Consider the following 15,205-nt stretch of genomic DNA (forward strand, 5'->3'; position numbering starts at 1 on the left):
CGGTGGTGCCGGATATGGATTAGTAGTCGGCGGTGGCGCTGGTGCACTCGTTGGTGCAGGCGGTGGTGCCGGATATGGATTAGTCGTTGGCGGTGGCGCTGGTGCACTCGTTGGTGCAGGCGGTGGTGCCGGATATGGATTAGTCGTTGGCGGTGGCGCTGGTGCACTTGTTGGTGCTGGCGGCGGTGCCGGATATGGATTAGTAGTCGGCGGTGGCGCTGGTGCACTCGTTGGTGCAGGCGGTGGTGCTGGAGCAGTATACAAAACATCTCCATGAGCCAAATGTGCTCGAACCGCTCTTTTGGACACCTTAATTACTCTACCATTATGGATAACTTTAACTTTCTTATTTCCCTTTTTTTTAGGTCCCTTTTTTTTGTTATGCTTACCTTGAGCACCTAGTGCAAGAGTAGCTGCCAAAGCTGCAGCGGTTATAAATTTTTTATTCATAATAAACTGATTTTAAGTTAATCATCCCGATTGCAATATACAAAAAAATTAACATATATATAACACAATAGAATATCACAATATTGTAAAACTATAATTCTATAACAAATAACACATTATAAAAGTATATTATGAATATATTTATAATAACAATTTGATGCATTTGCATGATTAAGACAAACTAAATTGAAGAATATTATGAAGGTTTGCAAAAGTGCGCACGAGAAGATTCGAACTTCCACGAACTTGCATTCACTGCCCCCTCAAGGCAGCGCGTCTACCAATTCCGCCACGTGCGCTTTTCTTTATTAAATAAAAAGGTTAAGCTTTTGCTTAACCTTTTAGTGACCGGGCTGGGGCTCGAACCCAGGACCCTCTCCTTAAAAGGGAGATGCTCTACCAACTGAGCTACCAGGTCGTTCTTTAAATGGTTTGCAAATATAATATCAATCATTGAAATTTCATCTATTAAAGTCAAAATTTTTTGTAGATATTTGCAAAAATTAAATTTAAATGAAAATAGTATTGTTAGGCTATATGGCTTCCGGTAAATCTAGTATTGGAAAAAAACTTTCTAAAAAACTATCAATGAAGTTCTTAGATTTAGATGACTATATTATCGAACAAGAATGCATGTCTATCAATGAAATTTTTAAAGAAAAAGGAGAAGTATATTTTAGAAGAATTGAGAATAAATATTTAAAAAAAATTATTTCTAAAAAAGATAACTTTATCCTAGCTTTAGGAGGAGGAACTCCATGTTATGCGAATAATATGGAAGTAATTAATAATACTGATGATGTATTTTCCATCTATCTTGATGGAAGTACTTCCACAATGATCGAAAGGTTGATAAGAAAAAAGAGTAAACGCCCTTTAATTGCTTCTTTAAAAGATGATAAAATACCTGAATTTGTGGCAAAACATTTATTCGAAAGAAGACCTTTTTACGAACAAGCTAAATTGATAGTTAAAATTGACAAAAAATCAAAAAAAGAAGTAGCTAAAGAACTAGAAATTTTATTAAACTAGGTATGCTACTGCAGAATCTTTAGAAAATTCAACTTGAATATGTTCTTTAATTGATGTTGAAAGAGATATCCCTTTAAAATCTGCTTTAACTGGATATTTTTTATGGTTTCTATTCACTAAAACAGCAGTTTTAAACTTCTTTAAAGGAACATTTAAAAAATGTTTTACACCATATATTAAGGTAGTACCGGAATTCAAAACATCATCAACTAGCACTAAAGATTTATTTTTGTAGGCTTCTATTTCTAATGAAGTTGTAATTGCTTCCAAAGGTTTTTTCTTGTTAATGTTTACTTTACAAAGAACAACATTTAAATTAGATATTTCTTTTAAAGTGTTTACAACTTTTTCAGCAAAAATATATCCATTACCAACGATTCCAGCAATAATAACCTCATTTTCAGAACTAAAAGTTTCGTAGATTTGATAAGAAATACGTTTTATTTTTTGTTCAACTTGTGTAGTGTCTAATATTATATTTGCTGATGTTGTCATAAATTTTCTATTGAATCGTCTTGATAGTTATCGATATCTCTTCTATCTTTTTTTGTAGGTCTCCCAGTTCCTTTTTTTCTATAATAGTCTTTAGAGTACTTTAGCAACTCAGTTCTTTCGAATTCTTCTTTTGGAGTAATATCTTTTCTATATAAGTCAACTAATTTTGCACCAACTCTACTAGATGGTAAATCTAAAACTTTTATTTTATAATTGATTTGATTTTTTCGAACTAAAATTAATTCATTTCCAAAAACTTCTTTAGAAGGTTTTATATTGTTGTTTTCTATTTTTACTTGCCCTTTTTTACATGCATTTGTAGCTAAACTTCTAGTTTTAAAAAGCCTAATACACCAAAGATATTTGTCTATTCTCATAAAAAAAGTTAAAAAGAAGAGTTTGTCTTTTTACAAAGATATAAAAATGGTAAATTGCACGCCCAAAATATTAATTTTAATGAATCGAATTAAACAACTTTTTTTAGTCACAACATTATTTGTTCTTATATATTCCTGTGATGACAATAATAGAGGTATTGTTAATCCTTATGCAGATGTAGATCATAAAGAACTGGCAATTTCTGATAATGATTCTATAGTTGCGTTTTTAAAGAATCACTATTTCGATACCAGTATCGATTCTGTAAAAGCAATTACATCTGGTCAGGTGTCTATGTATACTGATGGCAAATTAGAAACAGTAGATGTTAATTTTAATGACATAGACTATAAATTATATGTATACATTTCGCAACAAGGACAACCAAAAATAGATAAAGGAAATCCAACAAAAGCAGATTCTGTATTTGTGAAATATAGTGGTAGACAGATTAGCACCACAACTTCTTTAGGTGGTACTTTTGATAGCAATACATCAGGGACTTGGTTTACTCTACTTAATGTCATTAACGGTTGGTCTTATGGTTTTACCAAGTTAAAAGGGGGAGAACTTAAAAAAGATTCAAATGGAGGTCCTTTTAACGGTCCAATTACTTATCTAAATAGTGGTAAAGGTGTATTACTTATTCCTTCTGGTTTAGCTTATTCATCAAGTGATTTAAATAACATTAACAATATTTTAGTTAATAAAAATTTAATGTTTTATGTTGATTTATTGGATTTTGTTCCTGACACAGATAATGATAATGACGGTATCCCTAATATATTAGAAGATCCCGATGGTGATGGTGATCCAAGAAATGATGATACTGATGGAGATAGAGTTCCTAATTTAGCTGATGTTGACGATGATGGTGACGGTGTATTAACTAAAAATGAAGATAAGAATGGAGACGGTAACCCTGCAAATGATTTTAATGATCCAAATAATCCTAATTTACCTGATTATTTAAACCCTGATATCAAATAAAGATTTGTAATAATATACTAAAAAAAGCTCTAGAAATTTCTAGAGCTTTTTTTAATTTGCTTTTATAAAATTTATTTTACAATCTATAAGATAATCCAATAATAATTTGATTAATTCTTGTGTCAAATTTTTGTTCCACTGTACCAGAAAGAAAAGTAGATTCTATCCCAGAAAAAGCTCTTTCCCAACGAACATCAATCCCTAATTTACCTAATTCTATTCCACCACCAAACTGTAAACCAACTGTAAACCCATCAGACTTAACATCTTTTATGTCACTAAAACTAAAATCAGAATCTAATACATATTGAAAAGAGGGACCTATATAGATATTACCAACACCAAAAATCTTTTTTCCTAATAAAACAGGAATATCAATTTTTTGAAAATTATAATCAGTAGAGTTTCCAGAAGTTTTATATCGAACTTCATTTTCTAAATTTGTATATACCAATTCTGGTCTTAAATAAAAACCAATCACAGGAATTTTAAAACGTAGCCATATACCTGCATGGTAACCTGTTCTACTTTTAGCTCCGTCAAAAACATCTGTCTGAACTTCTTTAATAGAATTAGAGTTGTAATTGATTCCTCCTTTTACACCAAATGCAACTTGAGCATTTGCAATTTGACTTAACCCAAAAGTCAAACATAATATTAAAATTACTTTTTTCATCATATTTATTTAAAGTTAATACTAAGACGTTTTGTAATGATAAAACGTTATTATTTTCTAGAAATTACTTTTTTTACTGCTTTTACAACAGCACTAGCATCTAAACCATACTTAACCATTAATTGATCTGGAGTTCCAGATTCTCCAAAAGTATCATTTGTAGCAACAAACTCTTGTGGAGTAGGCTTGTTTAAAGCTAAAGTTCTTGCAACACTTTCTCCTAAACCTCCTAATTTATTATGCTCTTCAGCTGTAACAATACAACCCGTTTTAGCTATTGACTTTAAGATGATTTCTTCATCTAAAGGTTTTATTGTATGGATGTTAATTACTTCTGCAGAAATACCTTCAGCTTCTAACTGTTCAGCAGCTTGCAAAGATTCCCACACTAAATGTCCGGTAGCAACAATAGTTACATCTGTACCTTCTGTTAATTGTATTCCTTTACCTATTTCAAACTTTATATCTTCAGGCATAAAAATTGGCACTTTTGGACGACCAAAACGTAAATAAACTGGCCCATCAAAATCTGCAATAGCAATAGTTGCAGCTTTTGTTTGATTATAATCACAAGGATTTATAACTGTCATTCCAGGTAGCATTTTCATCATACCAATATCTTCTAAAATTTGGTGAGTTGCCCCATCTTCTCCTAGTGTAACACCAGCATGAGATGCACAAATTTTTACATTTTTACCAGAATAAGCAACAGATTGACGAATTTGGTCATACACTCTACCTGTAGAAAAATTAGCAAAAGTTCCTGTAAAAGGAATTTTGCCTCCAATAGTTAAACCAGCTGCAATTCCAATCATATTTGCCTCAGCAATTCCTATTTGGAAAAATCTTTCTGGGTTCTCTTTAATAAATTGATCCATTTTTAAAGAGCCAATTAAATCTGCACATAAAGCAACTACGTTTGGATTTGTTCTTCCTAATTCTGTTAAACCATCACCAAAACCAGAACGCGTATCTTTTTTTTCTGTGTACGTGTATTTTTTCATTGTAAAATTGTGTGTTGTTAAATTCTGCTGTAAAAATAAACTTTTATTTGAAGTCTAGCTTTATAAATTCATCAATTCTTTGTATAGTTTATGAACAGGTAAGCCTACAACATTAAAATAACTTCCTTCTAAATTATCTATAGCTATGAAACCAATCCATTCTTGTATTCCATAGGCACCCGCTTTATCAAATGGTTTATAATTTTCGATATAATAATTAATTTCTTCATCAGAAATTTCTTTAAAAGAAACTACGGTTGAATCGCTTATAACCTTCTGATAATTTTCATTTTTTATACTTATTGATGTTATTACTTCATGCTTTTTACCAGATAAAGTTCTCAACATACCAAAGGCTTCTTTTTCGTTTTTTGGTTTCCCTAAAGCTTTATTTTCTAACCAAACAATGGTATCTGAAGTAATCAAAATATCTTTTTCTGATAATTTAGTAAAAGCTTTGGACTTTAAATCTGCCAAATAATCTGTAATCTCACTTCCTTTTAATTCTTTAGGATAAATTTCTTCTACTTCTTTCGTTTGTATGGTAAAATCGATATCTAAATCTTTAAAGAATTGTTGTCTTCTTGGTGATTTTGAAGCTAGAATTATATTGTAATTTTTAAGTTTTTCTCTTAACATTTTATTTCTATTGGTATCCCTGTGGAAACAGGAATCTATTTTCTTATTTTTTTGGATTCCTGCCTACGCAGGAATGACAGACTGCTTTAATTAATTGCAAACAACAACATTGATAATATTCCAAATAGCATAATCACTTTCATTAAACTACTCAATTTAGAAAAATCTTTTTTGTTTTCTGCTGTCCATAATAAATACATAAAATAGAGTAGTGGTAGTAAAACTAGAACAATTCCATAACTTAAAAACAGCATATCGCTTTGAAAAAACTGTAAAACTATCAATAGGAAAATTAATAGTAGGCCACTACTGAAAAAAGCGACTTTAGAAGCTCTTTTTCTACCAATTACAATGGGTAATGTTTTGGCATTAAGTTTTAAATCGCCATTTATATCTTCTATGTCTTTTATGATTTCTCTGATGAATGTTGTTTGAAATGCAAAAAAAGCAAATGTATAAATAACGGTAGATAGCCTAAATGAATTATTCTTATGCAAATTAATATAAGAAACAAAATCATGTCCATTATCAACTTTTATATATTCAAAAATTGATATTTGAAGAATCATCAACCAAATAAAACTAGAAACCATCAAATTACCAATAATAGGTAGTTTTTTAAAAAATTTCGAATAAAAAAACAAACCAATTATAGTAAAAATAAATATAAAACTATTTATTGGGAAATTATGATTTTTTGATATGTACAAACCTAAAATTAGTCCGAAAAAAGTCAATAAATAATAGCTTTTCCAAGCATTTTTTTTGGAAATAGTTACATTAATAAAAACTTTATTTGGTTTGTTTATTTTGTCAGTTTCTATATCATAAATGTCATTAATAATATATCCTCCTGCAGTAATTAAAACAACTGATAAAGCTAAAAGTGAGAATTCTAAATGAGATAAATAAGTTTCTTTAAGAAAAGAATGAATTAAAGCATATTTGGTAAAAATCATTGTCAATAAAACCATTAAAAGGTTTTTGTAACGAATGAGTTTTAAAAAGGCCATTATGCGTTATAACTTTTTTTAATTCGTGCTAAATCTCGCTTATTATCTCTGTCTTTTAAGACATTTCGTTTGTCGTGCGTTTGTTTTCCTTTGGCTAAAGCAATTTCTAATTTGGCAAAACCTCTATCATTAATAAATAAACGAAGTGGAACAATTGTATTTCCTTTGGCTTCAACATCTTTTTTTAAGCTACGTAATTCGCGTTTATTTAAGAGTAAACGTCTTTCGCTTTTGGGTTTGTGGTTAAAATGATGACCGAACATATATTCTTGAATATACATATTTACAATAAACAATTCTCCTCGTTCATTAAATTCACAAAAACTTTCTGTTATTCTAGCTTGACTATTTCTAATCGATTTTATCTCGGTTCCCGTTAATTGAATTCCAGCCACAAATTTGTCAAGAATTTCATATTCGAAACGCGCCTTTTTATTCTGTATGTTTATTTTTTTCTGTACAGTCATTGACTGATATTAATTTAAATAATTTTAACAAAGATACATTTTTGATTAAGATAAAGAAGTGTAATTTTACAACTCATTAATTGATCAAAATCAAACGAAACCTAATGCGATTTATATTTATTCTTTTATCTGTTTTTATTATTTCTTGTCAATCACCTAAAAAGGAGTTATCTGCTCAAGAAATTATAGATAAAAGTATATTGTATTCTGGCACTGATAAGGTTGCAAATTCTGAGATTAAGTTTAAGTTTAGAGACAAAAGTTATTTTGCTTACAGACAAAATGGAAACTTTAAATTAATAAGAGAATTTGATTCAATTATAGATGGACTAACCAATGAAGGTTTTCAAAGATTTATCAATTTAGAAAAACAAGAACTCTCTAAAGAAGATGCTTCTAAATATGCAAATTCAGTAAATTCGGTACATTATTTTTCTGTGCTTCCTTTTGGTTTAAATGATAAAGCTGTTCATAAAAAGCTACTATCTTCATCAACCATAAAAGGAAAAGAATACTATAAAATTGAAATTACATTTTCTGAAGATGGAGGAGGAGAAGATTTTGAAGATGTGTTCATTTATTGGATAGGGAAAGATGATTTTTTAGTTGATTATTTAGCCTATTCTTATCATACAAATGGCGGTGGAAAACGCTTTAGAGTGTTAAAAGAACAATGTATTAAAAATGGAATTCGTTTTGTAGATTATCATAATTACAAGCCTTTAAATATATCTATCTCTTTGATTGACATAGATAAAGCTTTTGAAAACAATCAGCTAAAAAAAGTATCTGAAATTGTTTTGAAAGATATAAGTGTAAAAATCATCAATTAAAATTCTTATATTCAGCCTAATAATAAGCGAATATGAATATTAAAAGTTGGATCGTATTTATTATAAACCTACTTGTAGTGTTTGTAGTAGTTTTTCTATCATTTACATTTTATAAAGAGTTTTCTAGAGTTATTGATGAACGTGTTTTATTGCAATTAAACTCTATTAAAACCTTAAAACAAATTCAGTTTGAAAAGCTCATTAACTTAGAATGGGAAAAGTTTAGTAAAGAAAATACTTCTGAATCACTAGATTTTGAATTACCAAATGATAATTATACATCTAATGGTATTTTTGATGTAACTCATTTGCATCCTCAAAAGCAAACCTCTATAATATTTGTAAAAATAATTAACGGAGAAAGGATTGTAAAATTTCTGAAATATGCCAAGATAAAAAACATACTATTAGAAAGAACAGGAATGGGGTTAACAGGAGAATCTTATTTAGTTGGTAATGATTTTAGGTTGCGTTCTCAATCTCGTTTTTATCCCCAAAAAACACCTTTTCAAATTACGGCAAAAACCAAAGGTGTTCTTAATGGCGTTAAAAACAAACAGGGTACAGGGGTTTTTACAGATTATAGAAATACACCTGTTTATAGCGCATATCAACCTATAAAAATTGGCAATCTAAACTGGGTTATTTTGTCAGAAATTGATGTGGAAGAAGTTACTACGCCTTTAATAGAAATGCGTAAAAAATTAATATTAATCACCTTTTTTATCATTATAATTTCTGTTATTATTTCACTTTTTTTAACACGAATAATTACCAATCCAATTATTAAAATGAAAGAAAAGTTAATTGTTATGGCTAAAGGTAATTATACAGAAGAAAATAAAATAACGCAATCTGAATTCACTTTTTTAAACCTTCCAAAAGAAATTAATGAAATGTTTGAAGCTTTAAATAGTTTAAAAACTGCACTTTCTGGTGCAGTAGAATTTACGGTTGATATTGGTAATATGAATTTAAATTCTAGCTATTTACCCAAAAGTTCTGATGATTTGCTTGGACACACGCTATTAAAAATGCGTAAAAATTTAATTGATTTTAGAAATAAAGAACAACAAATTAATCTTACCAATAAAAGATTTTTAGTAGAACGATTAGAAGATGAGCGCAGAAAACTAGCTAGAGAATTGCACGATGGTATAGGTCCTTTTTTAACTTCATTAAAATTTTATGTACAAAATCATATTGATGATGATGCACATAAACAAGAAATAAAAAAGATGATTGATGCTACCATAACAGAAGTAAGGTCAATGACAAATGCTTTAATGCCCTCTACATTAACAGATTTTGGTATTGGAGCAGCTTTAAAAAATTATATAGAATCTATACAACAATCTGTCAAGATTCATATAAATTTTGATGATTCATCAAAAAATAAAGAGTCTAAAATTTCTGACAAACAAGCAGTAAACTTGTTTAGAATTACCCAAGAATTGATAAATAATTCCATAAAACACTCAAACGCGAGTAAAATAATCATCACACTTTCTGAGTTCAACGATTTTATATCACTTTATTATTATGATAATGGAGGAGGTTTTGATTTGAAAACCGTAAAATTGGGTTCAGGAATTACCAATATAAAAGAGAGAGTAGAAATTTTTAATGGAAAAATAGATATTGAGACTACTAATGGTAATACTATTTTCGAAATTGAATTACCTTTATAAATATGAGTGAAATAATAAGATTAGTAATTGCAGATGACCATATTTTATTTAGAGCTGGTTTATCTGAATTACTGAAAAAAAATGAAGATATTGTTATAGTTGACACCGTTTCTGATGGTGAACAATTTATGAAACTAATTGAAAACCAAAATAAAATAGATATTGTTTTGTTAGATATTACAATGCCTAATTTAGATGGATTTGGTGTGCTCAAAAAAATGAATGCTGTAAAAACCAACATAAAACCGATTATAATTTCTATGCATAATGAAGGGAATTATATTGCAAAATGTGCAAAAAGTGGAGCTTATGGATATTTATTAAAAAATGCAGACGAAGAAGAATTATTAAAAAGTATACGAACAGTTGCCAAAGGGAAAAAATATTTTAGCCCAGAAATTGCTGAGAAAATGATAAACTTTATGTCTGAAAACAAAATAAGCTCAGACATATTAACCACGAAAGAGTTACAAGTTCTTAAACTTATAGCTAAAGGAATGACTACTAAAGAAATTGCTTTACAACTATACGTAAGTACCAGAACTATAGAAACGCACAGAGCCAATATTCTTAAAAAGTTAGAAGTAAAAAATACTGCAGCGTTAATAAAAAAAGCAACAGATTATAACCTGGTTTAGTTATATCCGTATTTATACGGATATAAATTACCGAATTTCTTATATCCCATAAAAGTAGGTTTCGTTAGTAATTTTGATGTAGAATAATAATGTTTAACATTTTTAAAACAACATCATAATGAAAAAAATAGTTTTAACATCTGTATTTATTTTAATTTCATCTTTTGTTCTTGCTCAAAAACAAGATAGAAAAAATTTAAAAGGACCCGCTTTTAAAAATTACAAAGTTTGGGAACACAAATTGCAACCAGTTGTGCTTTATGTAGGTAGTGATAAAAAAGGTTTACAAGGGCCTGCTTATAAGAATTACAAACCTTGGGAAAATAAAAATAAACTTACTAAAATAGTAACTACTTCTTCTAAAAGACCTAAAGTTACTGGACCAAAATATAAGAATTATAAACCTTGGAAAAACAGTCATTAAAAAATGATGTTGTTTAATATCTTAATCCTTTAAGGTGTTATTTAACTAAACCTCAAGAGATTTCTCTTGAGGTTTTTTTTAGTGTATTATTTTTTCTAATCTTAATATAAGGTTTAAATCCTATTCTACTTTCTCAATTTTACTAGTTTTTTTATCTTCAGTAATAGTAACAATAAATAAGCTAGCATTGTCATTATCTTTCATCCATTCATATTTCTTTTTACCTAAAATTTTGTTGGCAAAAACAGGAGTTGTATTGCTGTGACCAACAACTAAAACCGTTTTTCCTTTGGTGTTTTGTTGAAAAATAGAATCGTACATTTTTCTAGGATTGTAATTGATAATTTCCAATTTCTTGTTTTCTGCAGTTGGTGTTGCAGTTTGCATTGTTCTGTTGTATTTAGTAGAATAGACAGCGTCTAAATCAATATTTTTAAAATATTCTACCCATTTTTTTGCTCTTTCTAAACCTTTATCATTCAAATTAGGATTTCTATTAGTTTTATCTGTTCTGTCTTTTTCTGCGTGACGAATTAAATAATAAGTAGTGGTTTCATCAGAAGTACAAGAGAATAAACTAAAAGCGAAAAGGAAAAGGAAGAAATATTTTTTCATAAAGATTGATTTAAGTATCAAATATACTTAAAAAGAAAAAGCGATGATAAAGAGCATCGCTTTTAAATATTATAGTTGCTTTTTGTTTTTCTGATTTATGTAAAAGTCATTTTTTACAGAATCCATTCTTTTTAATATTTGATCTATCCTTTTTTGATGTGATTGAAAGCTTTTCTCAAAAAAATCATCAGTATAAAAATTATTTTTATTGAATGGAGAACCATTGAAAAAATCATTAGTAAAAAGCGAATCTAAAGGAGTAAATTGTTTATCAAAATTAAACTTAAATTGATTGAAAATATCTCTTTCTAAAATAGAATCGCTCTTAATATTTGAGTAGAAATAAGAGTAGGTAGAATCTAAGGCTATGAGATTGCCAAATTCATCATACTTTTTATTTACTTTAATTTTGGTTTGAGGTTTTATAGTGTCCTTTTGCACTTCAATATCACTTTTCTCTTTGTTGTGCTGACTTTGACAATTATAAAAAGACAAAGCCATTAACATAAAAATTGCTAACTTTTTCATCACCTTAAAATTTAAATTTATAAAAATAGGCTGTTAAAAATTAACAGCCCATTGTAACCAATCAATCAACTTACTTTACCTCAATTAGTTTCGCAGGTTTCGGTTTTGCTTCTTCTAATTTTGGTATCGTAATTTTTAACTCTCCATTTTTATAAGTAGCTTTTATTTTATCGCTATCTACAACTCCTTTTGGCAAAGTAAAACTCCTTTTAAATGACATATAACTGTATTCTTTTCGAGTATAATTTTCATCAGAAGTATCATTATTTGTAGTTTTTTCTGATGAAATAGTTAATACATCATTGTCTAAATCAATTTTAAAATCTTTTTTATCCATTCCTGGTACAGCAACTTCAACCATAAAATCGTTTTCTGTTTCTTTAATGTTTACAGCTGGTAATGTTGTATTTGTATCAGAAAAATTGGAGGTAGACCAATCTCTAAAAAAGTCGTTAACGACATTTGGTAAAATTGGGAAATCTTTGTTTTTTACTAACATAATTTCACATTTTAAAGTTAAACATTATCATTTTTTAGAACTATAAATGCAAAAAAAATACCATTCAAAAAATTATGTCAATTTTTCATTTTAAAACTGAAAAAATGACATTATATGTTTAGTTTTAAGGTGTTTGCATAAAAAAAAGGCGATTCACTATACAGTAAAATCGCCTTTTCCAATCAACCAAAAACTATAAATTAATTTTCTACCAAATCAGATTGATTTCTAAACACTAATTTATCATCAAAAGCATCTAATAAGATAATACTATCAGTCGTAATTTTTCCTGATAAAATTTCTTTTGACAACTGATTTAATACTTCCTTTTGAATGACCCTTTTTACGGGTCTTGCACCAAATTCTGGCTGATATCCTCTTTTTGCTAGATATTTAATAGCCTCATCTGTAGCATCTAAAGTAATTTCTTGTTTACCAATCATTTTTTTCAGACTATCTAACTGTAAACTTACAATCTCAAATATATTACTCTGAGTTAGTGGTGTAAACATAATTACATCATCAATTCTGTTTAAGAACTCTGGTCTTACAGACTGTTTTAATAATCCTAAAACTTCAATTTTTGCGAGTTCTGTAACAGCATCTAAATCGGCTTTTGGGTCTGCAAATTTTTCTTGAATAATATGGCTTCCCATATTAGAAGTCATAATGATAATGGTGTTTTTAAAATCTGCAACACGCCCTTTATTATCTGTCAATCTTCCCTCATCTAAAACTTGTAATAAGATGTTAAAGGTATCTGGATGCGCTTTTTCAATTTCATCCAAAAGTACCACAGAATATGGTCTTCTTCTCACAGCTTCTGTTAATTGCCCACCTTCATCATAACCCACATAACCTGGAGGCGCACCAACCAATCTGCTTACAGAATGACGTTCTTGATATTCGCTCATATCAATTCTAGTCATTGCATTTTCATCATCAAATAGATACTCTGCTAAGGCTTTTGCCAATTCAGTTTTTCCCACACCTGTAGTTCCTAAAAATAAGAAACTTCCAATTGGCTTATTCGGATTTTGCAAACCAGCTTTAGAACGTCTTACAGCATCAGAAATGGCAACAATTGCTTCTTCTTGACCAACGACTCTTTTGTGTAATTGTTTTTCTAAATGCAAGAGTTTTTCACGCTCAGATTGAATCATTTTTGTCACCGGAATTCCTGTCCATTTTGCAATTACTTCTGCAATATCTTCATAAGTAACTTCTTCTTTAATTAAAGAATTTCCATTCTGATTTTCAGCTAGTATTTGTTGATATTCTTCTAGCTTCTCTTGTGCTTGTTTTATTTTTCCATATCTAATTTCTGCAACTTTACCATAATCACCTTCACGTTCTGCTTTTTCAGCTTCAATTTTAAAGTTTTCGATATCCAATTTTGCATTCTGAATATTATCTACCACTTCTTTTTCTGATTTCCATTTTGCATTTATGGTGTTACGTTCTTCTTTTAAATTGGCTAAATCAGAACGTAACGATTTTAATTTTGCTTCATCTTTTTCACGTTTAATCGCTTCAATTTCAATCTCCAGTTGCATAATTTTACGATCTAAAACATCTAATTCTTCTGGTTTAGAATTGATTTCCATACGTAATTTTGATGCAGCTTCATCCATTAAATCAATGGCTTTATCTGGTAAAAAACGATTGGTAATATACCTTTGAGATAATTCTACAGCACCAATAATAGCTTCGTCTTTAATACGAACTTTATGATGCGTTTCGTACTTTTCTTTAATTCCTCTTAAAATAGAAATGGCACTTTCTGTATCAGGTTCATCAACTAAAACCTTTTGAAAACGTCTTTCTAGAGCTTTATCCTTCTCAAAATATTTTTGATATTCATCTAGGGTAGTGGCTCCAATTGCGCGCAATTCTCCACGTGCTAATGCAGGTTTTAAAATATTTGCAGCATCCATAGCTCCTTGTCCACCACCAGCACCAACTAAGGTGTGGATTTCATCAATGAACAATACAATATCTCCATCTGAAGTTGTTACTTCTTTAATCACCGCTTTTAAACGCTCTTCAAATTCACCTTTGTATTTCGCACCCGCAATTAATGCACCCATATCTAGAGAAAAAATCAATTTATCTTTTAGATTTTCTGGCACATCACCATCTACAATTCTGTGTGCTAAACCTTCTGCAATAGCAGTTTTACCTGTTCCTGGTTCACCTACTAAAATGGGATTATTTTTAGTCCTTCTTGATAAGATTTGTAGTAATCTTCTAATTTCTTCATCTCTACCAATTACAGGATCTAGTTTTCCGTTTTTAGCTAAATCATTTAAATTTTTAGCATATTTATTCAAAGAATTATAAGTTTCTTCCTGAGATTGAGAAGTCACTCTTTCTCCTTTTCTTAATTCTTCAATTGCCGCTTTTAAATGTTTTTCTGTGACTCCTTGGTCTTTTAAAACCTGAGCAATATTAGATTTAGATTTAAAAATAGCCAAGATTAAATGTTCAATAGAAACATAATCATCTTTCATATTTTTGGCAATGATTGCCGCTTCATTTAAGCTTTTTCCTGCTTCTCTTGATAACATCAATTCAGCACCAGAAACTTTAGGTAAACTTTCTAATTGTTTGTCTAAAATTTGCTCAATTACATTGTTGTTGATGCTTAGTTTCTTCAATAAAAAAGGCAACACATTTTCATCAACTTGAGTTAAAGCTTTAAAAATATGTTCGTTTTCTATTTGATTATGACCAAAACCTTGTGCAATTTGTTGTGCCAATTGAATGGTCTCTTGTGATTTTGTTGTATAGTTATTAAAATTCATAATCTTTTTTTGTTTTTGCTTTTTCT

At 29.3% G+C, this 15,205-nt stretch carries 17 protein-coding genes and 2 tRNA genes; 6 read left to right on the forward strand and 13 right to left on the reverse strand.

All coding sequences use genetic code 11. The features are described from left to right. Nucleotides 1-665: 665 nt before the first annotated feature. Both DIS07_RS13180 and DIS07_RS13185 read right to left on the reverse strand, forming a co-directional pair. Nucleotides 666-749 (reverse strand) — tRNA-Leu (locus DIS07_RS13180). A 46-nt stretch (nucleotides 750-795) separates the two neighbouring features. Beyond that, a tRNA-Lys gene (locus DIS07_RS13185) sits at nucleotides 796-868 on the reverse strand. 95 nt (nucleotides 869-963) lie between these two features. Here DIS07_RS13185 and DIS07_RS13190 point away from each other — a divergent pair. Next, complete coding sequence (locus DIS07_RS13190) at nucleotides 964-1,482, forward strand: shikimate kinase (RefSeq protein WP_109405725.1); 519 nt, start codon at nucleotides 964-966, stop codon at nucleotides 1,480-1,482. Here DIS07_RS13190 and DIS07_RS13195 read toward each other — a convergent pair. Together DIS07_RS13195 and DIS07_RS13200 are read right to left on the reverse strand one after the other, a co-directional pair. Then, nucleotides 1,474-1,977 carry a phosphoribosyltransferase domain-containing protein gene (locus tag DIS07_RS13195; RefSeq protein ID WP_109405726.1) on the reverse strand — a complete coding sequence of 168 codons (504 nt, stop codon included), beginning with the start codon at nucleotides 1,975-1,977 and terminating at the stop codon, nucleotides 1,474-1,476. The genes DIS07_RS13190 and DIS07_RS13195 overlap by 9 nt on opposite strands. Beyond that, nucleotides 1,974-2,354, reverse strand: coding sequence for an RNA-binding S4 domain-containing protein (locus tag DIS07_RS13200; RefSeq protein WP_109405727.1), 381 nt, complete (start codon nucleotides 2,352-2,354; stop codon nucleotides 1,974-1,976). Before DIS07_RS13200 ends, DIS07_RS13195 begins: the two co-directional genes overlap by 4 nt. A gap of 79 nt (nucleotides 2,355-2,433) precedes the next feature. Between DIS07_RS13200 and DIS07_RS13205 the strand changes: the two genes are divergently transcribed. Beyond that, on the forward strand, nucleotides 2,434-3,345 hold the full coding sequence (locus DIS07_RS13205) for an FKBP-type peptidyl-prolyl cis-trans isomerase (protein WP_109405871.1): 912 nt from the start codon (nucleotides 2,434-2,436) through the stop codon (nucleotides 3,343-3,345). A 76-nt stretch (nucleotides 3,346-3,421) separates the two neighbouring features. Here the strand turns inward: DIS07_RS13205 and DIS07_RS13210 are convergent, their stop codons facing one another. From DIS07_RS13210 to smpB, 5 genes are all read right to left on the reverse strand, one after another. After that, entirely contained in the window at nucleotides 3,422-4,021 is a 600-nt protein-coding gene (locus tag DIS07_RS13210; RefSeq protein ID WP_109405728.1) for a porin family protein, read from the reverse strand. 50 nt (nucleotides 4,022-4,071) lie between these two features. Then, a complete protein-coding gene (locus DIS07_RS13215; RefSeq protein ID WP_109405729.1) occupies nucleotides 4,072-5,025 on the reverse strand; it encodes a transketolase family protein in 954 nt (317 codons plus the stop codon). Nucleotides 5,026-5,085: 60 nt separating this feature from the next. Beyond that, a complete protein-coding gene (locus tag DIS07_RS13220) occupies nucleotides 5,086-5,664 on the reverse strand; it encodes a Maf-like protein (protein ID WP_109405730.1) in 579 nt (192 codons plus the stop codon). Nucleotides 5,665-5,750: 86 nt separating this feature from the next. Beyond that, nucleotides 5,751-6,677 carry a geranylgeranylglycerol-phosphate geranylgeranyltransferase gene (locus DIS07_RS13225; protein WP_109405731.1) on the reverse strand — a complete coding sequence of 309 codons (927 nt, stop codon included), beginning with the start codon at nucleotides 6,675-6,677 and terminating at the stop codon, nucleotides 5,751-5,753. Beyond that, entirely contained in the window at nucleotides 6,677-7,144 is a 468-nt protein-coding gene (gene smpB / locus DIS07_RS13230) for an SsrA-binding protein SmpB (RefSeq protein WP_109405732.1), read from the reverse strand. The genes DIS07_RS13225 and smpB overlap by 1 nt, the downstream gene beginning before the upstream one ends. A 104-nt stretch (nucleotides 7,145-7,248) precedes the next feature. Between smpB and DIS07_RS13235 the strand changes: the two genes are divergently transcribed. From DIS07_RS13235 to DIS07_RS13250, 4 genes are all read left to right on the forward strand, one after another. Next, on the forward strand, nucleotides 7,249-7,977 hold the full coding sequence (locus DIS07_RS13235; RefSeq protein ID WP_109405733.1) for a DUF6503 family protein: 729 nt from the start codon (nucleotides 7,249-7,251) through the stop codon (nucleotides 7,975-7,977). A 32-nt stretch (nucleotides 7,978-8,009) separates the two neighbouring features. Then, entirely contained in the window at nucleotides 8,010-9,668 is a 1,659-nt protein-coding gene (locus DIS07_RS13240) for an ATP-binding protein (protein WP_109405734.1), read from the forward strand. Between the two features lie 2 nt (nucleotides 9,669-9,670). Further along, nucleotides 9,671-10,306, forward strand: coding sequence for a response regulator (locus tag DIS07_RS13245; protein WP_109405735.1), 636 nt, complete (start codon nucleotides 9,671-9,673; stop codon nucleotides 10,304-10,306). 118 nt (nucleotides 10,307-10,424) lie between these two features. Next, nucleotides 10,425-10,730 carry a hypothetical protein gene (locus tag DIS07_RS13250; RefSeq protein WP_109405736.1) on the forward strand — a complete coding sequence of 102 codons (306 nt, stop codon included), beginning with the start codon at nucleotides 10,425-10,427 and terminating at the stop codon, nucleotides 10,728-10,730. 120 nt (nucleotides 10,731-10,850) lie between these two features. Here DIS07_RS13250 and DIS07_RS13255 read toward each other — a convergent pair whose 3' ends face one another. The 4 genes from DIS07_RS13255 to clpB all read right to left on the reverse strand — a co-directional run bounded on the left by DIS07_RS13255 (nucleotide 10,851) and on the right by clpB (nucleotide 15,179). Beyond that, complete coding sequence (locus DIS07_RS13255) at nucleotides 10,851-11,345, reverse strand: phosphoglycerate mutase family protein (RefSeq protein ID WP_109405737.1); 495 nt, start codon at nucleotides 11,343-11,345, stop codon at nucleotides 10,851-10,853. Nucleotides 11,346-11,414: 69 nt separating this feature from the next. Beyond that, a complete protein-coding gene (locus DIS07_RS13260; protein WP_109405738.1) occupies nucleotides 11,415-11,873 on the reverse strand; it encodes a hypothetical protein in 459 nt (152 codons plus the stop codon). Between the two features lie 70 nt (nucleotides 11,874-11,943). Beyond that, on the reverse strand, nucleotides 11,944-12,372 hold the full coding sequence (locus DIS07_RS13265; RefSeq protein WP_109405739.1) for an Hsp20/alpha crystallin family protein: 429 nt from the start codon (nucleotides 12,370-12,372) through the stop codon (nucleotides 11,944-11,946). 200 nt (nucleotides 12,373-12,572) lie between these two features. Next, entirely contained in the window at nucleotides 12,573-15,179 is a 2,607-nt protein-coding gene (clpB, locus tag DIS07_RS13270; protein WP_109405740.1) for an ATP-dependent chaperone ClpB, read from the reverse strand. Nucleotides 15,180-15,205: the final 26 nt, after the last annotated feature.

The sequence above is a fragment of the Polaribacter aquimarinus genome, assembly GCF_003129485.1.
Taxonomy (GTDB): domain Bacteria; phylum Bacteroidota; class Bacteroidia; order Flavobacteriales; family Flavobacteriaceae; genus Polaribacter; species Polaribacter aquimarinus.